The following is a 25,749-nucleotide window of genomic DNA, read 5'->3' as shown; positions in this document are numbered from 1 at the left end:
TTTAGTTTTTAAGTTTAGATTTAACTGACTTTAAAACCTCTTGATTTAATTCTATTTTATATTTACTTTTTAAATCTTTAATCCAGTTTTCTTCTTTAAAATTTTGGTAATCACTTAAAACCGCGCCCTTAGCATCCTTAAAAGATTTTTGAGTTTTTGGCAGAATGTCTTTTACATTTACCAAAACAAAACCATCGTTATGCTTATAGATTTCTGAAACGCCTTTTTTAAACTCAAAGTTTTCTGGTAGTGCTTGGTGCTTGGCATCCATAATATCTGAAGTAAAAATAACATCTACATTATCGTTGCTATTCACGAGAGATTTAATACGATCAATCGGCATATTCTCATTTAGAAGCTTAGATACCTTTTTAAGAGTTTTTTGTTTTGTAGAAGCGGCAACAATAGCATCTATTCGTTTTGGCAACATGTAATTCGTTTTTTGAGCATCATAAAACACTTTTATTTCTGTTGAATCTGTTTTTGATGTATTCCAGATAGTTGTTTCCATAAGGTCGAATAACAACAAACCATCTCTATACTCTGAAACTATATGTGCATAGTCTTCATTCTCTTCTTCTAAATGATCTTCTTGATATGCAATCAAACTTTCATTTAAAAACGCATTATACTTTTTAGAAACTAAAGTTTTTAGAGATTCTTTACCTGCAGTATTTCGTTGTGTATTGGTTAAATAAACCCCAAAATCATTGTAAGTAAATGTTTTATTTCCAATTTTAACTAAAGACTGTTGGCCTTTAAAATCTTCAGGAAGCTTCCATATTCTTTTAAAATAGTCGTCATTTAAAATTGAAACGAAATAATCCAAATTAGGCGCCGCATCGCTAATATTATATTTTGTTTTAAGTTTATTGGTAAGGGCATTATCTATGATTTTGGATCTAGAATCACGTTTTATCTTTTCTGATAATTCTGGTTTCATAATTTCAAAACTAGGTACCGGAGTAATTTTGTGTAATTTTACTATATGCCACCCAAAATCTGTTTTAAAAGGTTCAGAAACATCACCAACATTTTCTAAATTAAAAGCAACGGTTTCAAATTCTTTAGCCCTTAATTGACCTCCAGAAAATGCTTTTAACATGCCGCCCTTTGAAGCAGAATTTTTATCATCTGAAAACTGCTTAGCTAATGCATCAAATGCTTCACCTTGGTTTAGTTTTTTATAAATGTCTTGAATTCTAACCTCTGGTTTTTCTGCTAATGAATCATTTTTGTTCTCAATAACCATAATATGAGCAACAGTACGCTCTCCTCTAGATTTTCGCTTATCTAATACATTTACAATATGATACCCAAATCTGGTTCTAAATGGTTTAGAAATATCGCCAACATTGGTATTAAAAGCAGCATTTTCAAATTTATAAACCATTTTAAAACCTCCAAAATAGCCCAACTTTTCACCATAAATAGTTTGTCCGTTGTGCATTTCTGCTCTAACTTTTTCGAAGCCTTCTTTTAGTGCTCTGTCTCTTAACTTAATTATTTTATTATAAGCTGCTAGAGAATCTTGTGGGCTTGCGTTTTCGTTAACTTTTACTAATATATGATTTGCATTAACCTCGTAAAGCATTCTATCATATGCTTCCTCAACCAACTCATCTGTAACTTTAGAGTCTGTAATATAATTTTTTGCTAACTGTTTTTTGTAGTTAGAAAGCTCTCTCTTGTATGTAGACTTCTCATTTAAACCTAAGGCTTTTGCTTCCCGCAATTTTAATTTATAATTCGTAAATAGCTCTAAATACGCATCGACATCTTTTTGAGATTCGTCTTGAACTAAATCTAAATTTTTGTTATAAACTCTTAAAAACTCAGAAGCATAAACAGGTTCGTTATCAACTGTAAAAAGAACATCCTTATTAACAGACTGACCGTTAACACTAAACAACGATAATACTAAAAATAAAGTAACTATAAATCTTATTTGCATGGAGGGATTTTTTTTCAACGATTACAAAAATACTAATATAAACATATAATACAAGTTGTTTTTGAAACGATTAAAAAAAGTAATTATTATACCTAATAAACTCAAAAACAGTCAGTAATTTCGCTTCTTTTATCTTTATATCTTAGCAACTATTTATAAATTAACTCTATTACATAAAACATATGCGTAAACTAAAACTAATCTGGGATTTTAGAGGGCCTGATGCTACCAGAATTGCAGAGCACCATGAAATTCATTTAAAAGAATATATTCAAGTAGAACAATTAAAAATTACCATTACAGGAGTTGAAACTTTAAGTGATATTCATACCATAGCCTTTTTAGTTGTTGACGAAAGCGACATGAAGCCTATTAGAGATGCTTTAAAACCACACAGAGGACAAGTTTATACTGAATAAATACCGTTTGATCGAAATTAGGATTGATATATATTTTGATTTAACACACTTGGCTTTGCCGGAAAAACAAACTAACTTCGTTACATGAAATATAAGTTATCAAAAGGACGCTATATTCGCTTAATAACAAAAACCCAAAAACTCACCGCTTAGGATACTGCTTTCTTATATTCCAAATCAATTCCTCCAAGCCATTTAATTTCAACTCATAAACCTGCTCGAGCATAGTTCCTAATTTTCCTTTAGGAAAACCTTTGTTATGATACCAAACCACATAATATTCAGGCAAATCTATTAAGTAGCGGTCTTTATATTTACCAAAAGGCATTTTAGTATGCGCTAAGTCTATTAAAAATTGTTTGTCTGGTAGCATAAACTAATTTATAGATTTGTATTGTGAATACTTAGCAAGTTCTGCATCCATAGTAATTTTCCATTCAGCTTGAGCTTCAAAATTTCTGGAATAATCGGTTTCACTATCATAGGTGTTTTGCATCTTAGACAATTCTGCATTTATATCATTATGGATTCCCTTAAGCTGCCTTCTAATAGTATTCGAGAGTTTTAATTGGCTAATTCTATACCTGAATTTACGTGCATATAATTCAGTAATATCAAAATGCAATTGTTCATGCCCTAAAATATGATTGTCTGCGCGCTCTATTTTGTACCAAGATTGTTCAGGATAAAAATGCGCATGAACTTCAGAGGTATAACTAACCACTTCTTTAGTATCAGTTTGAGTAATAGAATAGCCAAATGTAATTCCCGATGATGTTACAGCAACGGCTCCGTCGTTCATATTAGGTTTCGCTTTAAAGTCTTTCCAAGATAATTTGTAAGACGCACTCCAAGATAAAACGGGAGGATTATCTTGAACACAAACCAAGCAACTTAGAAAAAGCAGAATTTTAATCACGAGTTTAAAGCTATTGGTTTTAAAACGAATAAGCCTTAAGTGTTATTGCTTTACCTCAACAATAGTTAAATCGTCGTACTTAACAAGGTATACCGAGTCGTTAAAATAACCACCAAAAAGTTTCTTTTTATAGGCGAACTTATTTTCAACGTATTCGGTTAATGGTGCATTAATAACCGATGCGTATAAATCGTTTGACGACACTAAACGCAACACCACATCCATGGTTAAATCGAAACCTTTTACAACCCTTTTGTTTGGTGTAATATTATAAAGTTTATCATACTTTTTTACAAAAGCATTATTATCATTCTCGCTATATTCTTTTGATGCTGTAGCAAAATGAAATTGTAAAGTAGACAAGTGTGTATTATTTATTTGATCGCCCTCAAAAGCCGAATTAATATTGGTAGTTACCAGTATAATCTCTGGAGCAGCTTCTTCTTCTTTCTCAGGATCTATTCTATTATTTAAAGATGCTAGAACACTTGTTACGTTTGATGCGTAACCTTCATTTTTAGTTTCTAAAAAAACCACATTTTTTCCTGGTTTTAAAGCGTTTTGTATATCTTCTTTAGTAACAAAAAACTCATCTTTTCCATCTTTATTTTTTCTAGAATACACTAAAGTTGCTGTATTAAATTCTCGCTTAAGCTCATTTGCAATAGTTACATTTTTAGTATCTGCAATAACAACAATATTCTCAACTAACGAATCTGATTTAACAAAATTAACCACCTTAGTTTTCAGTAAATCGTCAGATGGTCTAGATTGAAACACATTATCATGTAATTTCAATTTTGTACCAATTGGCGAAACTACAGGTGTATTATATTTTTTTAATTCAGAAGCCACTCTGTTAAAACTCGCCGGTGTTAATGGGCCAATAACAGCATCAACATTTTCAAAATCATTTTCTCTTAAAATTCTTGAAACCTCACTTACTTCATATCGTGTATCGTAAACATCTACTTCTAAAGAAATACCCAACGTTTTTAAAGAATCTATTGCCATTAAAACTCCCGAGTGAAAATCTAAAGACACATTCAAATAAGGGTCTTTCTCTAAACTGTTTTTAGCATCACTAATAGAATCAAAATCTACACGGTGCATTCTAAAAGGTAACATCACAGCAATACGCTTTGTTTCATAATCAGAAATTTTGCTAACCAAATTGGTAGCTTCGCCTTCTGCTTCTACAACACCTTCTACAGCATCATTATGAGGTATTTTTAAAATCATTCCAGACTTTAAACCTGTCTCTTTTAAACCTGGATTTAAAGCCTCTAACTCAGCTTGCTCCAATTTTAATTTTAATTTCAAACGGTAAAAGCCTTCTTTTGGTAATACTTTATAATAACTATACTGCTCATCAAATTGTTGTTGATCCTCTTTTTCTAAATTAGGCACATTAATAACTGCTCCTTCACTTAAAACCTCTGGCATTTCTGGGTTTAAAACCGCTAACTCATCAACTGTAATTCCAAATTTATAAGCAATGCGCCATTTACCTTCTTTAGGTAAAACCGTATATGGTTTTGTAGTAGCAACTTCCTCAATAATTTCGGTAATTTTATAATTAGGTATTTGAAGTTTATCACCTTTTCGTAACGGATTTGCATACAAGAATTTATTATATTTCTTAATATCCTCCTCCTCAACATTATATTTCTTAGCTAAACTATAAAGCGTTTCTTTACGCTTCGTTTTATGTTCTTTAAAACCTTGTAACTCTTTATTTATAGTAACTTTTGGCTTATTAGCTTTAGATATAGGTATTATTAAAACCGTATTAGGTTTCAATGCCTTTTTAGCATCAGGATTTAACTTATAAATATCAACAGGTGTTACAAAATAGTGTTTTGCAATACTCTCGACGGTCTCTCCTTTTTTAACTTGGTGCGTGCTAAAGTTTTGAGCTTCAACACCTGTAAATCCAAACGCTAAAACTAAAACAAGTACTAATAAAAATCTCTTCATGTTGTTGTATCTACTAAATAAATATAATAAAACCTGATTACCTAAAATAATATACGTCTCAATCTCCTTAAAAGATTAAAACCCCATTACCTTTTTTAACATTAGCACATAACATGCCAAAAATTATTTGGGCGTTACCTATATCCTGAATTTATTTCAGGATATAGGTCGGGCTATTCGTTACAAGTCCTCGCTCCTCCTTCGTCGGGCTGTGGGCTTTTCACTACTATCCCTAACGCGAAACAGTCCGCAGTCTTCAGTTTGCAGTCTTCAGTTTGCAGTCTTCAGTAATTGACATAGACTAACTAACTGCATACTGCCTACTAAAAAACTGTATACTTAATTATTCCCACTCAATAGTTGCTGGCGGTTTCGAACTAATATCGTAAACTACTCTATTAACGCCTTTAACTTTATTTATTATATCATTTGATGTTTTTTGTAAAAACTCATACGGTAAGTTAACCCAATCGGCAGTCATACCATCTGTACTTTCTACAGCTCTTAAAGCTACACATTTTTCGTATGTACGCTCATCGCCCATTACACCTACACTATTTACAGGTAATAACATGGCACCAGCTTGCCAAACTTTATCGTATAATCCCCATTCTTTTAAACCATTGATAAAAATAGCATCCACCTCTTGAAGCATACGCACTTTTTCAGCAGTAATGTCTCCTAAAATTCGTATTCCTAATCCAGGTCCTGGAAATGGGTGTCGCCCAAGTAATTCTGGATCTATACCTAAAGTAGCACCAACACGCCTTACTTCATCTTTAAAAATAGCACGAAGTGGTTCTACAATTTTAAGTTTCATAAAATCTGGTAATCCGCCAACATTATGGTGACTCTTAATGGTTGCCGATGGCCCTCCAGTTGCCGAAACACTTTCAATAACATCAGGATAAATAGTACCCTGCGCCAACCATTTTACATCTTCTAGCTTGTGCGCCTCATCATCAAAAACTTCAATAAAAGCGTTACCAATGGCTTTACGTTTTTTCTCTGGGTCTTCAATTCCAGCCAATGCATCTAAAAATCGTTTGGAAGCATCAACACCTTTTACATTAAGTCCCATACCTTCGTATTGATTTAATACGCTCTCAAATTCATTTTTACGAAGCAAACCATTATTCACAAAAATGCAGTACAAGTTTTTACCAATCGCTTTATTTAATAGTACTGCCGCTACTGTAGAATCTACACCTCCAGAAAGTCCTAAAACAACTTTATCGTTGCCTACTTTTTCTTGAATAGCATCAACCGTTTCTTCAACAAAAGAATCTGGTGTCCAGTCTTGATTTATATTAGAAATAGCTACTAAGAAGTTTTCTAGTAATTGTTTTCCATCTGTAGAATGATACACTTCTGGATGAAACTGAATAGCATATGTGGTTTCTCCTTGAATTTTATATGCCGCATTTTCAACATCGTTAGTACTTGCCAATAAAACACCACCTGTTGGTAATGCTTTTATCGTATCACTATGGCTCATCCATACCTGGCTACCTTCAGAAATATTAGAAAAGAATGGTTCGCCTTTTTGAATAAACGACAAATTAGCACGACCATACTCTCTTGTGTTTGATGGCGCTACTTCACCACCAGAAAAATGAGCTAAATATTGCGCACCATAACACACGGCAAGCATTGGTTTTTTTCCTCTAATTTCAGATAAATCTGGATGCAATGCATCTTCGCCTCTTACAGAGTTTGGGCTGCCAGAAAGAATTACAGCTTTGTAACCTTCTATATTTGTTGGGATTTTATTAAATGGGTGTATTTCGGAGTAAATGTTGAGTTCTCTAACTCTACGGGCAATAAGCTGTGTGTATTGCGATCCGAAGTCTAAAATTAATACCTTGTCATGTTGCATGCGCAAAAATAGGAATTGATTTTATAATGACGAATTACTGTTTACTCTTTTATTAACATTTTTTAAACCATTGTTTCTAATATCATTTCTATATCCTTTTCTGTGGTATCTGGATTAATAAAACAAAAACGAGAAACGGTTTCAAAAGCATCTCCACTTTTCCATTTTGTTGGCGTTACCAATGCAAAACCTTTTTTATGATTATCATAAGTCCAGTTTGTATAATCTTGAGGTTCCCAACCTATTCTTCTGTATAAAACACAAGACAGACTTGGTTGCCTAACTAATTCTACATGTGGCAAGCTTTCTATTAACTTCCCTGCAATTGTTGCTAATTCAATACCTCTTTCTACAGACTCCTTATATTTATCTGTGCCATGCGTTGCTAGAGAAAACCATAGAGGCAATCCTCTTACACGTCTTGTTAATTGAATTTGATAATCGGTTGGATTAAACCCATGAGCCCCTTCATCTTTAAAAATATCTAAATAAGACCCTTCTTGAGCGTGTGCTTGTTTCGCTAACTCTGGTTGTTTATAAATAATCGCTCCACAATCGTAAGGCGAAAACAGCCATTTATGAGGATCTATAGTTATGCTATCTGCCTTTTCAATACCATTAAATAAATGGCGTACAGAATCTGCTGCCAAAGCACCACCACCATAAGCGGCATCTACATGAAGCCACAAATTTTCTTGTTCACATATTGTTGAAATACCATCTAAATCATCTATAATTCCTGCATTTGTTGTTCCTCCGGTGGCAACAATAGCAAATAAACGCTCTCTTTCTTGACGCTCTAATCCATCAATAGCTTTTTGAACTGTACTTCCTGAAAGACGGTCTTCTGTTTCAATCAAAAATACATCGGCATCAATTACTTTAGCCATAGCCTTAACTGAAGAATGCGCACCAACAGAAGTTAAAATAAGACCACGTTTTTGTTGATTCTGTTTGTTTTGACTCCTCCAATATTCTCTCGCCGTTACAATAGCCGATAAATTAGCTGCGGTACCACCACTTGTAAAAACCCCAAAAGCGCCTTTCGGTAATCCTGTTAGTGACACGAGCCACTTCATAGCTTCGTTTTCACAAAAAATACCTCCTGCACCTTCCATCCAATAAGCACCATGAATACTTGAAGCCGATGTAACTAAGTCGAACATAGTAGCCGCTCTAGTAGGTGCAGCAGGAACGAATGCCAAATTACGCGGATGATCGACAGGCACATTTACTTTCATTAGATGCTCTTTCCACAAATCAAATGCGACTTCTCCACCTATTCCTTTTTCTGTAATCGTTTCTCCTACTAATTTCTTTAATGTTTCTTCGTTTTTAGGAGTGCCCATTTCTGGTTGTGATATAGAAATTCTATTTATGGCATATTTCATAATATCCATAGTCATTTCTATTAAATCTATATCTAATTTATGCATCGCTATATTTTTAACATTAAAAATTCTCCTTTTAAAGGCTCTTGTTTTTCAATAAGTTTTGGTATGAGTTGTTCCCCATTTTCTAAATAAAGTTCAGAAAAATTAGTATTCCGTTCTTGCAGACTTCCATTCGGGAATAACTCATTTTGAATCCTAGTCATTCTTTCTACCTCATCAGAAAGCTTCTTTTTTTGCGCTTTTAACAATCGCTTTTCAAGATTATCAAGGCCTTTTAATTGTTTTATTTCTTGTGCTTTAACAGCACCAACAAAAGACTTATCTGTTTGCTCTGCCAGAGCATATAAGTTTTTAAACTGCTGTTCTAAATGCTTTTTTTGTTCAGAAAAATCGATATTAATATTAGATATTTCTCTAACTTTTTTATTAATAAAAGCATCTCTTTTTAAAAATAAATCTTCTTTAGATATATTTAATTTATGAAGCTTTTCTTCTTGCTTTTCAGTTTGTATTAAAACAGAGTTTCTTAATAACAGCATGGGAAATGGAACTTCAACAGCATCAAAATAATCTTTTAACTGCATCCAGTAGGCTAATTCTCCTCCCCCTCCAATATAACAAAGGTTTGGTAAAATAACTTCTTGATATAACGGACGCATAATCACGTTTGGCGAAAATCGCTCTGGCGAATCATTAAGGTGTTTTAATAATTCACTTTGTGTCCAAATTATGTCTGTATTTAATACTTTATAGGTTTCATCTTCAAAAACAATACGCTCTCTTAAATTTTCTTTTAAATAAAATAAATTAATTTCTCTTGGGTTAACTTGAACTTTATACTGCAAAGAAGCATCAGTTAATTTCTTATTCGTTTTAGTAACGGTATTAAACGCAGTTTGGTTTAATAATTCAGTTTCCACATAAGGAATAAATAAGCGTTTTAAGTCAGTATTATTAGCATCTATAATTACCAACCCGTAGTCTTTAAATAATGTATTAGCCAAATACCGTGTAGCATCGGCAAGGTTTTCATTGTTTAAATAAGCCTCCTTAAAAAGATTTTTTATTGTTTCAGCGTTTGTGGTGGTTCCTAAATCTTTAGAAAACAATTCTAAAACAGCCTCTAATCCTTTTGTTGAAAGCTCTCCAACAGCCCCACTTGCTTCTCGGTTCCATTGAAACTTCTTACCTTTAAAATTGAAGTAATTTATTTCATCAAAGTCATGATCTTCGGTCGCCATCCAATACACAGGAACAAAATTTTGTTCTGGATACTTAACCTTCAATTCACTCGAAAGGTTTATAACCGATATTATTTTATAAAGAAAATAAAGTGGACCAGTAAATAAATTAAGTTGGTGTCCTGTAGTTATTGTGAATGTGTTTTTAGACTTTAAAGCATTTATATTCTCTAGTGTTAAACTCGATGTTTCTATACTTTCATATTGGTTCTTTAATACCGAAACTAATGTTTTTCTGTTGTCGTCAGAAAAAACAAGTTCCTTTTCAGCAATTTGTGCTTTAAAATTTTCAAGTTCTGGAAAGCGGTTGTAAAATGGCCTTAAATCTTGATTTTCTTCTAAATAATCACAAATTAAGGCTGAAAAATAACCGGTCTTTTTAAATGCTAAATAATTTTGCTTCATGCTTTAATTAAAAATCATGTAAATATACAGCTATTCAAATTTTTGAATTCTAAAAAATACGTTAATAAAATATTGATTTTACATCAAATTAATATTCAAGCAAAAAAAAAGGCAAATTATTAATCCAAATTAATAATGCGTTAACCTAATTAACTTTAGAATAACCCTAAATTAATAAAACAACAAGAATGACTTAACAGAACTGATTGATTCTAATAATAATTTTGACAAACAAAATATAATTAACTAAAACAATCAAAATTATGAAGAATTATTTTAAACTACTATTAGTGCTTTTAGTAGTTATGGCAACAAGTACAACTCTAATAAGCTGTGATGGTGAAGACGGAAAAGATGGTATTAATGGAATTGACGGTGTTGACGGAGAAGATGGTGCTGATGGTGCCGATGGAGAAGACGGAGAAGATTTAACGGTAGCCGAAATGGTACCTCTTGAAAGTTCTGTAACACCAAACTCATTATTTGAATTAAAAGGTTCTTTTGCTAGCTCGGCAGAATTATCAATTATTATGAGTTCTGCAGATATACTTCCAACGGACCCTTCTTTTGTATACGGATCTTATATGGATGGTGCTGCACTTTATCCGTATAATGATGGTTCTGGAACTTTCGCTTTTATTAACAATTTAGAAAGAGATTATTCTATTGCTCGAATTCGTTTAAACTCAGATTTACAACCATTAGAAGGTGATTATATTGTTAATGCTGGAGCAACAGCATTTACTGCACAATGTTCTGGATCTTCAATTACTGTTGAAGAGCATGGATTTGGGCCTTTATACCTTTCCGGAGGTGAATGGGGAGGAAGCGCTAAAGGCGTTTACAAAGTAAATCCTTTCCGTTCTACCAACGATAGAGTTGAAGTTGAAAGGCTTTCTTCTTTAGGTGAATGGTCTACTGAAAACGCCGTTGCCATTGGAAAAAATGCTTACCCAGGAAAAACAGTAATCTTTATGGGTGACGACGATAGTAACAACACCTACCCACAAGCACATTTCGCAATGTATGTTGGTGGTTTAGGAGATTTGTATAGTGGAGATCTTTATGTTCTTAAAGGATTAAACCCTGTTGAATCTGCTCCTGGCGCAGGTGGTCAATTATTTGAAATGGGCATGGCCGAAGGTATTGAGTACGATGTAGAATGGGTAAAAGTTACAGAACGTACTATTGACGAATTAAATCAAGAAGCTATCGATTTATCTGCAATTGGTTTCCAAAGAATTGAAGATATAGACTGGCAAAAAGGTTCTGCTGAAAACAACAGAAACGTTTTCTTTAACGCCACGGGAAGATACAGATCAGACAACCCAGATTTAGCTAACAGGGGTACTACACTTGGAAGAGTTTACAAATTAGAATTAAATGCTACGGATCCTACTGCTAACGCTAAATTAACTGTTGTTGTTGATGGCGATGTTGAAGGTGGTATTGGTGATGGCTTACACTCTCCTGATAATATATTAGTAACTGAAAACTACGCTTACATTCAAGAAGATCCTAATGGATATGCTAGTTTAAATGCAGATATTACTGGTTATGCAAAACTATGGCAATACGACATTGTTAACAAAACATTTACTGAAGTTATGGAATGTGCTCAAGTAGCTGCTTCTGCTTTAAATATTGGAAATACGGATAGCATGTGGGAAATAACAGGTTTAATTGATGTAACCGATATTATTGGGGCTTCAGAACCAACTTTTATTGGCGGCGCTCAAGTACACGGTTGGAGACCTGAAAACAATCCTGAAACCGCAAAAAGAGCAGATGGACTTTTATTTAGCGATCCTACAGCTATAGACCTTTCTCTTACAGGTACAGGAAGTGGTAACGAAGGTTCAGTAGTATTTAAATTAACTGGTCTTCCTCAATAAATCAGACTATATTTTATAAAAAAGGTTCCTTTACAGGAACCTTTTTGCATTAAACATCATAATCACAATCTAGAAAATGAAAATTCAAAAAATAGTATTCCAAATTATATTTATTTCAGCTTTAATTATTTCTTGTAAAAAAGAAAAATATAAACCTGAAAAAACAATTTCATCAACAGAAAACTCAATGTTTAATGATGACATAAGAGACTATTATTTTCAAACCCTAGATAGTGCTGCTTTTTACATGCAAAAAATTGATACGCTTAATACTCTTGAAGAAAATAGAACAAACTTTTTAGAAAGCAGAAAATGGTACAAACATGTTGAACCACTTTTAATTGCCTACGATTACGAAAACTATTTATCTATGAATGCACCAAATCTTTTAAAAATAGAAATGGACGACATTACTGAAATAAAAAAAATAAAGCCTAAAAGTTACCAAGTACTTGAGGAATATTTATTTGGAGACGAGACTATTTCAAGCAAAGAATTATATAGAGTTTATTATTACTTAAAGGCAAGAATACCATTTGTTCGTAAAAACCATATTATTGTTAGACAGCGCGACAGACATAATTTAAAAATGATTAGAGATGGTATTGTAAATATTGCAACAAAAGGCATTACTGGTTTCGACTCACCAATTTTAGCCAACTCATTAAAGGAAGCCATTTACAACTATAATGCAATAAAAACAGTTATTAACATCTACAAAAACACTTTTAAAAACCCTAATTTACACATAAAATGGTTAAGTGAAATTGATAATTCTATAGCCATGTTAAAATCTGGTGATTTTGATACTTTTGATAGATATTTATTTATAAGAGACCACTCAAACAAACAACTTGAGTTAATTAATGAAACAGCCAAAGATTGGAACATTAAACTAAGCCAATCTAGAGCCTTAGACCCAACAAGCACAAACATATTTTCTGAAACGTTTTTTAATAAAAAAATGTTTTCAATTCCTCATTCTCCAGCAATAACCAAAGAACGTATAGACCTAGGAAAAACATTATTTAATGATGAAGCCTTATCAATTTCGGGAACCATAAGTTGTGCAACTTGCCATATAAAAGAAAAAGCTTTTACTGATGGTAATAAGCTTGCCATAGGCCTAGATGGCACACAATTACAACGTAACACACCTACTCTAGCATACGCCATGTATCAAACAACATTTTTTTATGATGGCAGAGGTGATGGCCTTGAAGGGCAAATTGTTAATGTAGCAAATAATAAAAATGAGTTTCATATAGACTTAAAAACAATTGAAAAAAGAATAAGGGAAAACCCAAAATACAAGCAACAATTCGATTCTTTATACAGCGGAAAAACTAATAATCAGAATGTAAGACACGCCATTGCTACTTATATTAGAAGTCTAACACCATTCAATTCAAAGTTTGATAGAAATATGCAAAAAAAAGAGAAAACATTAACTGAGCAAGAAATTGAAGGTTTCAACCTTTTTATGGGAAAAGCAGCCTGTGCAACTTGCCACTTCCCTCCTTCATTCTTTGGTACTGTTCCTCCAAAATTTGATGAAACAGAATTTGAAAATTTAGGAGTAACAAAAACTGCTAATTTCATAAATCCTATTATAGATGAAGACCCTGGATTATACTACCCTTTTAAAGTTGAAGAAAAACGACATTTCTTTAAAACCTCAACAGTAAGAAACATTGAATTGACTGCTCCATACATGCATAATGGTGCTTTTAAGACTTTAGAAGAAGTATTAGATTTTTATAACTTTGGTGGCGGGCAAGGCATGGGTCTTGATGTACCATATCAAACATTACCACCAGATTCATTAAATTTAAAAAAGAAAGAAAGTGAAGCCATTATTGCCTTCATGAAGTCCTTAACAGACCAATTCTATTAAAATTTTTAATAAATCTTATTTACAAAAAGGCATCATACTTAATTTAAAAAGTTTTAGTTATTTTTATAGTTAAAACATTAACATCATGATAGATTTTCTTCTAACAAGCGATGCTATAATGGCCTTGTTAACATTAACGTTTTTAGAAATAATTTTAGGTATAGATAATATAGTTTTTATCTCTATTGCCGCTAATAAGCTAGAAGAACACCAGCGCTCCAAAGCCACAAACATAGGTTTATTGTTAGCTATGGTGCAGCGTATTATATTATTGTTTTTTGTAAGTTTTTTAATTGGTTTAAAAGAACCTTTTTATACTATAAATAATACTTGGTTACACATTGGTATAAGTTGGCAAGCTGTAATATTATTTACTGGTGGTTTATTTTTAATTTATAAAAGCACATCTGAAATTCATGAAAAAGTAGAAATGCCGCATCAAGATGAAAAAAATCTTAAAAAAAAGACATTTAAAACCTTATCGCAAGCTATTGTGCAAATCCTAATTATAGATTTTATCTTTTCTATTGATTCTATTTTAACAGCTGTGGGAATGACCAATGGTTTACACCCCAATCATAATTACAATTTAGTTTTAATGATTATAGCAGTAATAATATCTATAATTATTATGATTGGTTTTGCAAATCCTATTAGGAAATTTATAGAAACACATCCAAGCATACAATTACTAGGTTTAGCCTTTTTAATTCTAATTGGGTTTATGTTGATTACCGAAGCTGCCCATTTATCTCATACCGAATTTTTTGGAAATGAAGTTGGAGCCATTCCAAAAGGTTATTTATATTTTGCTATTGCTTTTTCATTGTTTATAGAGTTTTTAAATTTTAAGATTCAGAAAAAAAGTAAATCTTAAATATATTAATCATATCACAAATCACAAAAAAAAACAACTGATTATTAAGTGGTTATGAAATATTTTTTTCGTATATTAAGGACTCCTTAAAATTTAATTGTCATGAAAAAGATAGCCCAAATTACGGTAATTATAACTTTTGGTCTTTTTTTATTTTCTTTAAATACAAAAGCACAATCGGAACCTGAAAAAGGATTTAAAGAGCTTCAAGCAAAAGTTATTGATAATGAGACAAAATCACCTTTAGTTTTTACGGATGTTGTGATTAAAGACACAAACATCAGTACCGTTACAAATAGCGATGGCGAGTTCCTTTTAAAAATCCCAAATGCTTTACTAAAAGGAGAAATAACAATTTCCCACTTAGGATACGAAACTAGAAAGTTTAAAATTTCTTTGATAGAAAATCATGAAAAACTAACACTTTCCCCTGCCCTCACTAAATTATCTGAAATAAATATAACGACCACAACTAAAAATGCACGTAAAATAGTTGAAGAAACTCTTAAAAAGAAAAGCAGTATTTATAATAACAACAATACACTAATGACTGCTTTTTATAGAGAAACCATAAAAAAAAGAAGAAGAAACGCATCGCTTTCTGAAGCCGTTGTTAAAATCCATAAGCAACCATATAACAATGTAAGAAATGACCATATTGAACTTATTAAAGCAAGAAAAAATACAGACTATTCGAAGCTTGACACCTTAGCTTTAAAATTGCAAGGTGGTCCTTTTAGTAATTTATATACAGATATTATTAAATACCCTGAGTTTATTTTTACTAATGAAGACTTACCTAAATATAAATTTAGTTTTGGTAATTCGACAAAAATAAATGACCGCGAAATATTTGTTATTACCTTTAAACAAAAAGACGACATTAGTATTCCTCTTTATTTTGGAAAATTATTTATAGATGCAGAAACATTAGCTTTAACAAATGCTGTGTACAGTTTAAATGTCTCAAATAGGGAGTTGTCTAGTCAAATGTATGTTAGAAAAAAACCAAGAAAAGTTGATGTCTATCCTACACAGGCAACATACCGAGTTAATTACCGAACAACAAATGGCAAATGGCATTATTCTTATAGTAATATATCCTTAACTTTTAAAGTGAACTGGAAGGGAAAACTTTTTAATAGTGTTTATACGCTAAGTAGCGAAATGGCTATAACAGATTGGGAGATTCATGATACTAAGTTAGCCAAAATAAGAAGACAACTATTACGACCAACCACAATTTTAAGCGAAAAAGCTTCTGGTTTCTCAGATCCGCTTTTTTGGGGTGCTTATAATATTATAGAACCTGAAAAATCTATTGAGTCCGCAATTAAAAAAATACAGAAACAACTTAAACGTACTTAATTGGACAAAGCCAATTTTACTAATACAGGTTCGTGATCCGATAATTTTAAATTGAAATTTTGGTGAGATAAAACTTCAAATTTATCATCAACTAAAATATAATCTAATCTAAAAGGATAATTATAAAGTCCATAAGTTTTACCAAAACCAAATCCAGCTTCAACAAAAGAATCTTTTTTTGAAGCTTTTAATACATTATAAATAGATGAAAATTGAGTACTATTAAAATCTCCACATATAATAACTTTACCATTAAACGCATCAATATGATTCTTTACTTGTATTGCCTGTTCTTTTCTTGTTTTTATGGCATTACCAATTCTTTTGGCTATTGGAGAATAACTATTTGGGTTATTTAATTGGTGAATGGCGTCCATTCTATAGGACTCCAAGTGTATATTATAAATACGTATTTCTTCTTTATTAAAAATAACATCTACATACATACCTCCGTTATTTGAATTCGGAAAGCTTATGTACCCTTTATCTTTAATAGGGAATTTAGAAAAAATAGCCATTACAGACTTCCCTTTTGTAAATATATTAGTCTTATACCAATAAGGGTAGTCTTTAAAAAATTTATATTTAATTGCAGAAAACTCTTGAATACAAAACACATCGGGATTTTCACTTTTTATAAAACGTGCAATCTCTCCTTCTTCATGTTCTATATTCTGCTCATACATAAATCCATTAGTATTAAAACTTAACAATGATAATGAACTACTAATACTTATTTCTTTTTCTGTATTAAATTGCAAAAATGAATCAAAACACAGAAAATAAACGATTAAACAAAATATTGAAAACAAGAAAAACCTATTATTTTTGATTACCCAATAAACACCAATAATTACATTTAAAACAAAGAGAATTGGCAGTATCAAGGAAAATCCAAAAGACACAAAATTATTTGCAAAAAATTGAAAAACACAACCAAATAACAAAAGAACACTAGGCAATCTAATTAAAATATAACTCGCCTTTTTTAAAATACTATTCACCGTTTTAAACCTAACAATTAAAATAATGCCGTTTGCCCTTCATCATCAATATCTGGATTCTTATTAGAGTTAGGCTCTTCTGTTGAAGTATTACTCTCTGATGATTCTGAAGGCACTTCTTTTTCATCAATAACTTCTAAATCATCTGCATGCACTTCTTCTGGAGCATTATAAGGCAAAGGCTCTAAAAGGTTAACTTGATTAACTTTATCTTTTGTAAGTTGATTGCCTTGTGCAGAAATACCTTTTAAGTCAATAAATTCTTCTAAATTAATTTCTAGATTATCTTTACGATCTTTACCGCGTTCTTTAGCAAAAACAATTTCTGCCATAGGTTTCCAGTCTGTTGAAACAATTTCTAATTGTGAGTTTGGATGCTCAGAAATAAAAGATTCCTCTTTACCTTCTTGTTCTATTAAAAAACGCTTCACATAATAAAGCTCTTTTTCACCATTAAAATAAACTGCTGAGATAGGTTTTTTAGGAATCCATTTTTCCATAACAATCATATCGTCATCAAAATGCATAGTTACCTCAGGAGTTACTGTTTTTAAAATTCCAGATTGATTGATGATAAGCAACTTATCTTCACCTCTAAATTCTCCAATAAGCTCACCTCTTCCATCTACATTTAAACGCTGAACAGTATCGTCAAACCAAATTTTTCGAGGTTTTAGAGTAGATACACCTTTCTCTTTTAACTCAACACGCTTTACAGGATATTTAGTAACTAAATTACCTTTTGAAGCACGCCCTTTAATTAAAATATCTGCAAAATCAATATCCCACTTTAACTTTTTAATACTTCCTGCTTGTCTTAAATTGATAGACACAACTTCGGCTTCACCATTAGGGTTTGCTGAAAAATATAAACAAGCAGAACCTTTATTTCCATTAGTTAAATCGTAATCTCTATCTCGAGTAACACTTGTTACAGCAAAACGTTTTATATAAGATGGGCCTTTTGTACCATCTTTATAAATCATATTATAAATAGTACGCTTATCTTTCTTCTTAAAAATGGCAACATGAATAATGTCTTTACCTATAAAGGTTTTTGAATCTACCTTAGTCACCATCATTTTACCTGCTTTGGTAAATACGATAATATCATCTATATCACTACAATCCCCAACATATTCATCTCTTCTCAATGATGTACCAATAAAACCTTCCTCCCTATTTACATAAAGCTTGGTGTTTCTAATAATCACTTTTGTAGCATCAACATCATCAAAAGTTCGTATTTCTGTTTTACGCTCTCTACCTTCACCATATTCTTTCTTAAGCCTTGTAAAATAAGCAATCGCATAATCAATTAAATGCTCTAAATGATGCTTAACTTCTGCTATTTGTTCTTCTAAAGCATCAATTTTTTGTTGTGCTTTATCAATATCGAATTTTGAAATACGTTTTATCCTAATTTCCGTTAAACGGGTAATATCATCAGTTGTTATAGCACGTTTTAAATGTTTTATGTGAGGTTGCAGTCCCTTATCAATAGCGTTTATAACACCATCCCAGGTTTCTTCTTCCTCAATATCACGGTATATTCTGTTTTCAATAAATATACGTTCTAAAGATGCAAAATGCCATTGTTCTTCAAATTCACCTAACTTGATTTCTAGTTCTTGTTTTAAAAGATCGACAGTATTATCTGTTGAACGCCTTAACATTTCTGTTACCCCAACAAACAAAGGTTTATTATCTTCAATAACACATCCCAATGGCGAAATTGAAGATTCACAACTTGTAAATGCATACAAGGCATCTATAGTTTTATCTGGTGATAATCCAGATGGTAAATGAATTAATATTTCAACCTCAGCAGCTGTATTATCTTCAATTTTTTTAATCTTAATTTTCCCTTTATCATTCGCTTTTAAAATCGAATCGATAAGTGAAGATGTTGTTGTAGCAAAAGGAATTTCAGTAATCGCTAATGTGTTTTTATCTACTTGAGATATTTTAGCACGAACCCTTACTTTCCCTCCACGTAAACCATCATTATAGTTTGAGAAATCTGCAACTCCAGCAGTTGGAAAGTCCGGAACTAACGTAAAACGTTTTCCTTGCAAATGCTTAACAGATGCATCTATAAGTTCTATAAAATTATGTGGTAATATTTTTGTTGATAAACCTACAGCAATACCTTCACCTCCTTGCGCTAAAAGCAAAGGAAACATAACAGGCAGATTTACAGGCTCTTTTCTACGCCCGTCATAGCTGGCTTGCCATTCGGTAATTTTAGGGTTAAACACCACATCTAATCCAAACTTAGAAATTCGAGCTTCTATATAACGAGAAGCTGCTGCTCGATCTCCTGTTAAAATATTACCCCAGTTACCTTGGGTATCAATCAATAAATCTTTCTGACCAATTTGTACCATGGCATCTGCAATACTAGCATCGCCATGTGGATGATATTGCATAGTATGTCCAACAATGTTTGCTACTTTGTTGTAACGCCCATCATCCAAATCTTTCATAGAATGCATGATACGACGCTGCACAGGTTTAAAACCATCTTCAATAGCTGGTACTGCACGTTCTAGAATGACATAAGAAGCATAATCTAAAAACCATTCTTTATACATTCCTGTAATTCTGGTGATGGTTTCTTGAGGTTCTTGGTTATCTATATTCTCGTTTGTAAAATCGTCGTTTTGGTCTTCTATCATACTCTATTTATCATTCCTATTAAGGAATACGGTAATATTTTTATTTCTCAGAGGTTCTTCAAATTACTTTTGTTCTTCAATTAAATCCAACTCAACTTTTAAATTATCAATAATAAACTCTTGCCGTGTTGGTGTATTTTTCCCCATATAGAAGGATAATAAATCTTCTATAGACATTTGCTCATCTAACATTACAGGATCTAATCGAATATCTTCCCCTATAAAATATTTAAATTCGTCTGGAGATATCTCACCCAAACCTTTAAATCGTGTAATTTCTGGCTTTGGCTTTAATTTTTCTATGGCGGTTACGCGTTCTTCTTCTGAATAACAGTAAATAGTTTCTTTTTTATTACGAACTCTAAACAAAGGGGTTTGTAAAATATACAAATGACCTTCTTTTATCACTTCTGGAAAAAACTGAAGAAAAAAGGTGATTAATAATAACCGAATATGCATACCATCTACATCGGCATCGGTAGCAATAACCACATTATTATATCTTAAATCCTCTAAAGATTCTTCAATATTAAGTGCCGCTTGTAATAAATTAAATTCTTCGTTTTCGTAAACTATTTTTTTAGTCAAACCATAACAGTTTAACGGTTTCCCTTTTAAGCTAAAAACTGCTTGCGTATTTACATCACGAGATTTAGTAATACTTCCTGATGCCGAATCTCCCTCTGTAATAAACAAAGTAGATTCTAAATTACGCTCATGTTTTGCATCACCAAAATGAACCCGACAATCGCGAAGTTTTTTATTATGAAGACTTGCTTTTTTAGCTCTATCTTTTGCTAATTTTCTAATACCTGATAACTCTTTACGCTCACGTTCTGCTTGTAGAATTTTACGCTGAATTTTTTCGGCTGTATCTGCATTTTTATGTAAGAAGTTATCTAGTTTTGTTTTTAAAAAATCATTTATATAAGTTCTTACGGTTGGTAATTCACCCCCCATATCTGTAGACCCTAATTTGGTTTTTGTTTGACTTTCAAAAACAGGCTCCATAACCTTTATAGCAATCGCGCTGACGACAGATTTCCTAATATCTGAAGCATCGTAATTCTTACCATAAAACTCACGAATAGTTCTTACTAAAGATTCTCTAAAGGCATTTAAATGTGTTCCGCCTTGTGTTGTGTTTTGCCCGTTAACGAAACTATTATACTCTTCGCTGTATTGGGTTTTACTATGTGTTAAGGCTACTTCAATATCATCACCTCTTAAATGAATAATAGGATAAAGTAAATCTGATTCAGCTATCTTTTCAGCTAATAAATCTTTTAAGCCGTTTTCACTAAAATACTTTTCGCCATTGAAAACAATGGTTAAACCAGGGTTTAAATACACATAGTTTTTAAGCATTTTAACAACATACTCACTTCTATATTTATAATGCTTAAAGATAGTTTCATCTGGAATAAATGATACTTTAGTACCCTTTCTTCGGGTTGTATCATCTAACATTTCTTGATTGGTCAAGTTTCCTTGTTCAAATTCAGCAGAAGCTGACTTCCCATCTCTTGTAGATTCAACTCTAAAATAATTAGATAATGCGTTTACCGCTTTGGTACCAACACCATTTAGACCTACTGATTTTTTAAATGCTTTAGAATCATATTTCCCACCAGTATTCATTTTGGAAACTACATCTACCACTTTTCCTAAAGGAATACCACGACCATAATCCCGAACAATTACTTTACTTCCTTGTATTGAAATTTCGATGGTCTTCCCTGCTCCCATCACAAACTCATCAATTGAGTTGTCTAAAACTTCTTTTAAAAGAATATATATTCCATCATCTGGCGAAGATCCATCACCAAGTTTCCCAATATACATTCCAGGACGCATACGGATATGCTCTTTCCAGTCTAATGAACGTATATTATCTTCGGTATATTTGGTTTGTTCTGCCATCTATCAATTAGAGAATTTAGTGAGGGGTTGCTAATATAACATAACCAATTAAAAAATGAAACAGGAAGCATACAAAGTAATTAACAATAAAAAGCCAATGTTGTTGAGAACATTGGCTTAAAAAATAATATGATTATAAATACTACAAATTATAAACTAAACCTATGAGAACTCTAGGCATTAAATTAGGCTGCTTAATAGCTTTATTTGCATCTTTAAAAGTAAATTCTGCGTTATCATTTGTATTATCGTTTCTGGCATTTACATTATCATTATCTGGGCTATATGACGTATCATGCCCCTTTAAAGTATTATTAAAAAAATAGTCTAACCCTATAGCAGCTAAAAGATTAAGCTTATCATTTATTTTAAATTGACTCTCCGCTCCTAGACCAACGCCAAATTGCTTGGACGTAACATCAAAATCCTCATTCCCGCCAACGTATTTAAAATTAGCTTTAAAACTGGAGTATCTCGGACCAAAAACTATTTTAGAAGATTCTGAATCAAGAAAATTAGAATTAAGCAAAAAATCAAGCCTGTAATCAAACGCTTTAGCTTTTTCTTCTGGAACACCGTTCGTGGCATTATTAATAAAAATACGTCTTGCATCTGCGGAGTTTCCGGGATTTAATTTGGTTAAACCAAACCCAAAACGAATTTGAACAGGAAGACTTTCTAGAGGGCGTAATGCAGTTACACTTATTTGAGCACCAAAACCTCTATTATAACCTGCGGCAAGACCAAGTGCAAATTTTGGCTCATCAGCATCTACTTGAGCATGAGAAAGAAATGAAAAAATTAATAATAAAACTGTTAATAGTGATTGTTTAGCATTCATAAATTTGGGGTTTATTTTAACCTATTTACGAATTAAGACTGTTTTTAGATTATAAATTACAATTCTTAAACCCCACAATTCGATGAAATGCAGACTATTAATTATTTAATGTGTTTCTTGTCTTTTTTAGTTGAAACCAACAAAATACCAACAATAACCACCAATGCCCCAAGTAATTGCAACACAGTTAACCTCTCATTTAAAAAGATAGCTGCCAAAACAATTGTAGAAATTGGTCCCACACCTGCTACAATTGCAAAGTTTGAAGAACTAATCATTTTTATAGAACTAGATACCAAAAAAGATGGAATTACTGTTGCAAAAACAGCGATTAAAAACCCTAATATATAAACCTCTTTTGAAAAGCTAAAAAGATCTATTTCACTTATTAGAATGTAATGAATAAAGACACATAAACAGGAAACAATCATAGCATAAGCTGTAAATTTCACAACTCCAAATTTTGGTATTAACCAACCACTTCCAACTAAATAAGACGCGTAAGTTATAGCGCTTAATAATATAAAAAAACCTCCTAAATAAGTATCTGAACCTGAAATAGCCACCTCGTCTGAAAACGCTATAACAATTCCCAAATAAGTTAACCCTATAGCAAGTCCTTGAGTTTTAGTAATAGATTGTTTTAAGAAGAGTTTATTTAACAATAAAACTATAGTAGGATATAGAAACAAAATAATACGCTCTAAACTTGCTTTTATGTATACCAGCCCAGCAAAATCAAAATAACTTGCTAAATAATAGCCAATAATCCCAAAAAACACAAGCCAGATATAGTCTTTGGAGCTTGGCTTACTTAGTGCATTTTGATTTTTGTAGAAAAAAGCAATAACGACATAAAAAGGAAAAGAGAACAACATTCGCAAAAGCAAAATGCTTATCGCATCCACATTATAGTTATAGGCTAATTTTACCATAACTGCTTTTGAGGAAAACATAACGATTCCTAAAACACCAATGCCTATTCCGTACCAAAACTGTTTTTTTGATTGCATAAAACGAAAATAGACTGGTATTTTTAAACTCTTGTAACCACAAAATAGAAATTACGATGCCCAAACCATTTTTTTGTAAATAATAAGAAATAAATAATGTTAATAAGGGCATTTATAAAAACCCTAAAACAATTTTTATATTTGTTTTTTTTCTGCCTGAGCTTTCAAGATACTATTTCTTGTTTTTAAAATATTGATCATATATTTTTTCATAAACAATCCATCTATCATCTTTCCAATAATTCCCCAAGGAGATTCAAAATAAAACTTATCAATCATTATTGTTTTATTATTATCCTCACGAAATATATGCTCATGCTTATAAGCCTTAAAATTACCATGAACCATTTCGTCTACAAATAAATTTGGATTATCAAATTCGGTTACCTTTAAAGTTATATGCCTAACAAAACCAAGATGTTTTGCCTCCCAAGTAATAGAATCATTAGCCTCAACTAAGCCTGTGATTTTACCATCAATAGCAATTTCTCTGGAGTTTTTTATTGAATTCTGATAAAAATCAACATTACGAGCTAAATCAAAACACGTTTGGATACCTGCATTAATATGGGTTTCAACTTTTACTAAAGGCATAAGATATTTTTGCTATTCATAATCTTAAACGAGAGAGAATTCCCTCTAAATATAGACACAAAAAAAAGCAAATAATCACAATTAACCTTATAACTCTTGAAGTTTTTTTTATACGTTGAATAAAAAATGCATCACATCGCCATCTTTAACAATGTAGTTTTTACCTTCAACACGCATTTTCCCAGCTTCTTTTACTTTAGATTCGCTTCCATAAGTAATGTAATCATTATAAGCAATTACTTCTGCTCTAATAAATCCTTTTTCAAAATCTGTATGAATCACACCAGCAGCTTGAGGCCCTGTTGCACCAACATCTACAGTCCATGCACGAACTTCTTTCACACCAGCTGTAAAGTAGGTTTGTTGATTAAGCAGTTTATATGCAGATCGAATTAATTTAGCCGCACCTGGCTCATCTAATCCAATATCTTGAAGAAACATTTGGCGTTCTTCATAATCATCTAATTCATTAATATCAGCTTCTGTACCAACAGCCAAAACTAAAACCTCCGCATTCTCATTTTTCACAGCCTCTTTTACTTGCTCTACGTAATCATTACCTGAAACCGCAGCACCTTCATCTACATTACATACATACATAACAGGTTTATCGGTTATAAATTGTGATGGCTTTACATAATCAGCATAATCTTCCTCACTAAACTCTAACGCTCTTACTGAAATACCGGCTTCCAAATTTTCTTTAATTTTTAGTAATACAGCCTCTTCTTTTTGAGCTTCTTTATTTCCTGTTTTCGCAGCACGCTTAACTTTATCTAACTTCTTTTCAGCAGTTTCTAGATCTTTAAGTTGCAATTCCATATCGATAGTTTCTTTATCGCGAATAGGATTTACATTACCATCAACATGCACAATATTATCATTATCAAAACAACGCAAAACATGTAAAATAGCATCAGTTTCACGAATATTAGCCAAAAATTGATTCCCTAACCCTTCGCCTTTACTAGCGCCTTTTACCAATCCAGCAATATCAACAATTTCAACAGTTGCAGGTAAAACACGCTCTGGATTAACCAAAGATTCTAATTTTTCTAATCGAGGATCTGGAACATTAACAACTCCTATGTTAGGTTCAATTGTACAAAACGGAAAGTTAGCACTTTGCGCTTTAGCGTTTGACAAACAATTAAATAACGTTGACTTTCCTACGTTTGGTAATCCTACAATACCTGCTTTCATTGAAAATATTTTTTTCATTTCCGTAAAAACGGAAATCTATTTAATAACTAACTTCTATATAAACGATTCCCACCTACGTCAGGAATGTATTTTTGCGAGTGCAAATGTAGTTAATAAAAAAGAATTTTTGCTTTTAAATAACCTAGTGCATTTTAATTTTTATAGTTTATAATTTTAAGATTGTTTTAATAAAACCTCTAAAATAGACACAATTAAAAGTTAAATAACAACTTACTAACATTTGCTCTTTGTTACATTATTT

At 31.9% G+C, this 25,749-nt stretch carries 19 protein-coding genes; 5 read left to right on the top strand and 14 right to left on the bottom strand.

Annotated features, from left to right (window positions below):
- Nucleotide 1 precedes the first annotated feature (1 nt).
- The gene (locus SJY43_RS09690) at nt 2–1,954 is read right to left on the bottom strand and encodes a peptidylprolyl isomerase (RefSeq protein WP_396600536.1); all 1,953 of its coding nucleotides are present in this window, start codon (nt 1,952–1,954) and stop codon (nt 2–4) included.
- Between the two features lie 182 nt (nt 1,955–2,136).
- Here SJY43_RS09690 and SJY43_RS09685 point away from each other — a divergent pair, with 182 nt between their 5' ends.
- Nucleotides 2,137–2,373, top strand: coding sequence for a hypothetical protein (locus SJY43_RS09685; RefSeq protein ID WP_396600535.1), 237 nt, complete (start codon nt 2,137–2,139; stop codon nt 2,371–2,373).
- A gap of 142 nt (nt 2,374–2,515) precedes the next feature.
- Here SJY43_RS09685 and SJY43_RS09680 read toward each other — a convergent pair whose 3' ends face one another.
- The 6 genes from SJY43_RS09680 to bshC form a co-directional block, all read right to left on the bottom strand.
- Nucleotides 2,516–2,746 (bottom strand): DUF3820 family protein, encoded by a 231-nt coding sequence (locus tag SJY43_RS09680; RefSeq protein ID WP_298556188.1) that lies wholly within the window; start codon nt 2,744–2,746, stop codon nt 2,516–2,518.
- A gap of 3 nt (nt 2,747–2,749) precedes the next feature.
- Nucleotides 2,750–3,292, bottom strand: a complete 543-nt coding sequence (locus tag SJY43_RS09675; RefSeq protein ID WP_396600534.1) for a DUF922 domain-containing protein — start codon at nt 3,290–3,292, stop codon at nt 2,750–2,752.
- A gap of 42 nt (nt 3,293–3,334) precedes the next feature.
- On the bottom strand, nt 3,335–5,272 hold the full coding sequence (locus SJY43_RS09670; RefSeq protein WP_396600533.1) for a LysM peptidoglycan-binding domain-containing protein: 1,938 nt from the start codon (nt 5,270–5,272) through the stop codon (nt 3,335–3,337).
- Nucleotides 5,273–5,615: 343 nt separating this feature from the next.
- Nucleotides 5,616–7,151 carry a glutamine-hydrolyzing GMP synthase gene (gene guaA, locus SJY43_RS09665; protein WP_396600532.1) on the bottom strand — a complete coding sequence of 512 codons (1,536 nt, stop codon included), beginning with the start codon at nt 7,149–7,151 and terminating at the stop codon, nt 5,616–5,618.
- A gap of 62 nt (nt 7,152–7,213) precedes the next feature.
- The gene (locus SJY43_RS09660; protein ID WP_396600531.1) at nt 7,214–8,587 is read right to left on the bottom strand and encodes a pyridoxal phosphate-dependent decarboxylase family protein; all 1,374 of its coding nucleotides are present in this window, start codon (nt 8,585–8,587) and stop codon (nt 7,214–7,216) included.
- Nucleotides 8,588–8,589: 2 nt separating this feature from the next.
- Complete coding sequence (gene bshC, locus SJY43_RS09655) at nt 8,590–10,191, bottom strand: bacillithiol biosynthesis cysteine-adding enzyme BshC (RefSeq protein ID WP_396600530.1); 1,602 nt, start codon at nt 10,189–10,191, stop codon at nt 8,590–8,592.
- A 263-nt stretch (nt 10,192–10,454) separates the two neighbouring features.
- Here bshC and SJY43_RS09650 point away from each other — a divergent pair, with 263 nt between their 5' ends.
- The 4 genes from SJY43_RS09650 (at nt 10,455) to SJY43_RS09635 (ending at nt 16,228) form a co-directional block, all read left to right on the top strand.
- A complete protein-coding gene (locus tag SJY43_RS09650; protein ID WP_396600529.1) occupies nt 10,455–12,086 on the top strand; it encodes a phosphatase in 1,632 nt (543 codons plus the stop codon).
- 76 nt (nt 12,087–12,162) lie between these two features.
- Nucleotides 12,163–13,983 (top strand): cytochrome-c peroxidase, encoded by a 1,821-nt coding sequence (locus SJY43_RS09645; RefSeq protein ID WP_396600528.1) that lies wholly within the window; start codon nt 12,163–12,165, stop codon nt 13,981–13,983.
- Between the two features lie 85 nt (nt 13,984–14,068).
- Nucleotides 14,069–14,860, top strand: coding sequence for a TerC family protein (locus tag SJY43_RS09640; protein ID WP_396600527.1), 792 nt, complete (start codon nt 14,069–14,071; stop codon nt 14,858–14,860).
- Nucleotides 14,861–14,962: 102 nt separating this feature from the next.
- The gene (locus SJY43_RS09635) at nt 14,963–16,228 is read left to right on the top strand and encodes a carboxypeptidase-like regulatory domain-containing protein (RefSeq protein WP_396600526.1); all 1,266 of its coding nucleotides are present in this window, start codon (nt 14,963–14,965) and stop codon (nt 16,226–16,228) included.
- On the opposite strand, the gene SJY43_RS09630 is transcribed toward SJY43_RS09635, so the two are convergent.
- From SJY43_RS09630 to ychF, 7 genes are all read right to left on the bottom strand, one after another.
- Nucleotides 16,225–16,989: an endonuclease/exonuclease/phosphatase family protein gene (locus SJY43_RS09630; protein ID WP_396600525.1), complete on the bottom strand. Its 765-nt coding sequence runs from the start codon at nt 16,987–16,989 to the stop codon at nt 16,225–16,227. The two genes, SJY43_RS09635 and SJY43_RS09630, sit on opposite strands and share 4 nt — an antisense overlap.
- A gap of 260 nt (nt 16,990–17,249) precedes the next feature.
- Nucleotides 17,250–19,913 (bottom strand): DNA gyrase/topoisomerase IV subunit A, encoded by a 2,664-nt coding sequence (locus tag SJY43_RS09625; RefSeq protein ID WP_396600524.1) that lies wholly within the window; start codon nt 19,911–19,913, stop codon nt 17,250–17,252.
- Nucleotides 19,914–19,976: 63 nt separating this feature from the next.
- The gene (locus SJY43_RS09620; protein ID WP_396600523.1) at nt 19,977–21,836 is read right to left on the bottom strand and encodes a DNA topoisomerase IV subunit B; all 1,860 of its coding nucleotides are present in this window, start codon (nt 21,834–21,836) and stop codon (nt 19,977–19,979) included.
- A 142-nt stretch (nt 21,837–21,978) separates the two neighbouring features.
- Nucleotides 21,979–22,677: a hypothetical protein gene (locus tag SJY43_RS09615; protein WP_396600522.1), complete on the bottom strand. Its 699-nt coding sequence runs from the start codon at nt 22,675–22,677 to the stop codon at nt 21,979–21,981.
- Nucleotides 22,678–22,778: 101 nt separating this feature from the next.
- Nucleotides 22,779–23,690: a DMT family transporter gene (locus SJY43_RS09610; RefSeq protein ID WP_396600521.1), complete on the bottom strand. Its 912-nt coding sequence runs from the start codon at nt 23,688–23,690 to the stop codon at nt 22,779–22,781.
- A gap of 135 nt (nt 23,691–23,825) precedes the next feature.
- Nucleotides 23,826–24,284 (bottom strand): cell division protein, encoded by a 459-nt coding sequence (locus SJY43_RS09605; protein WP_396600520.1) that lies wholly within the window; start codon nt 24,282–24,284, stop codon nt 23,826–23,828.
- Nucleotides 24,285–24,392: 108 nt separating this feature from the next.
- On the bottom strand, nt 24,393–25,487 hold the full coding sequence (ychF, locus tag SJY43_RS09600; RefSeq protein ID WP_396600519.1) for a redox-regulated ATPase YchF: 1,095 nt from the start codon (nt 25,485–25,487) through the stop codon (nt 24,393–24,395).
- Between the last annotated feature and the right edge of the window lie 262 nt (nt 25,488–25,749).

Source organism: Algibacter sp. R77976 (genome assembly GCF_044594645.1).
Taxonomy (GTDB): Bacteria; Bacteroidota; Bacteroidia; order Flavobacteriales; family Flavobacteriaceae; genus Algibacter_B.
Note: the sequence above shows the minus strand (reverse complement) of the source record. Positions and strands in the feature narration are given on the sequence as shown.

Coding starts and splice junctions, on each gene's coding strand:
- SJY43_RS09690 (WP_396600536.1), bottom strand. CDS start 1,954: ATGCAAATAAGATTTATAGTTACTTTATTTTTAGTATTATCGTTGTTT.
- SJY43_RS09685 (WP_396600535.1), top strand. CDS start 2,137: ATGCGTAAACTAAAACTAATCTGGGATTTTAGAGGGCCTGATGCTACC.
- SJY43_RS09680 (WP_298556188.1), bottom strand. CDS start 2,746: ATGCTACCAGACAAACAATTTTTAATAGACTTAGCGCATACTAAAATG.
- SJY43_RS09670 (WP_396600533.1), bottom strand. CDS start 5,272: ATGAAGAGATTTTTATTAGTACTTGTTTTAGTTTTAGCGTTTGGATTT.
- guaA (WP_396600532.1), bottom strand. CDS start 7,151: ATGCAACATGACAAGGTATTAATTTTAGACTTCGGATCGCAATACACA.
- SJY43_RS09660 (WP_396600531.1), bottom strand. CDS start 8,587: ATGCATAAATTAGATATAGATTTAATAGAAATGACTATGGATATTATG.
- bshC (WP_396600530.1), bottom strand. CDS start 10,191: ATGAAGCAAAATTATTTAGCATTTAAAAAGACCGGTTATTTTTCAGCC.
- SJY43_RS09650 (WP_396600529.1), top strand. CDS start 10,455: ATGAAGAATTATTTTAAACTACTATTAGTGCTTTTAGTAGTTATGGCA.
- SJY43_RS09645 (WP_396600528.1), top strand. CDS start 12,163: ATGAAAATTCAAAAAATAGTATTCCAAATTATATTTATTTCAGCTTTA.
- SJY43_RS09640 (WP_396600527.1), top strand. CDS start 14,069: ATGATAGATTTTCTTCTAACAAGCGATGCTATAATGGCCTTGTTAACA.
- SJY43_RS09635 (WP_396600526.1), top strand. CDS start 14,963: ATGAAAAAGATAGCCCAAATTACGGTAATTATAACTTTTGGTCTTTTT.
- SJY43_RS09625 (WP_396600524.1), bottom strand. CDS start 19,913: ATGATAGAAGACCAAAACGACGATTTTACAAACGAGAATATAGATAAC.
- SJY43_RS09620 (WP_396600523.1), bottom strand. CDS start 21,836: ATGGCAGAACAAACCAAATATACCGAAGATAATATACGTTCATTAGAC.
- SJY43_RS09615 (WP_396600522.1), bottom strand. CDS start 22,677: ATGAATGCTAAACAATCACTATTAACAGTTTTATTATTAATTTTTTCA.
- SJY43_RS09610 (WP_396600521.1), bottom strand. CDS start 23,690: ATGCAATCAAAAAAACAGTTTTGGTACGGAATAGGCATTGGTGTTTTA.
- SJY43_RS09605 (WP_396600520.1), bottom strand. CDS start 24,284: ATGCCTTTAGTAAAAGTTGAAACCCATATTAATGCAGGTATCCAAACG.
- ychF (WP_396600519.1), bottom strand. CDS start 25,487: ATGAAAGCAGGTATTGTAGGATTACCAAACGTAGGAAAGTCAACGTTA.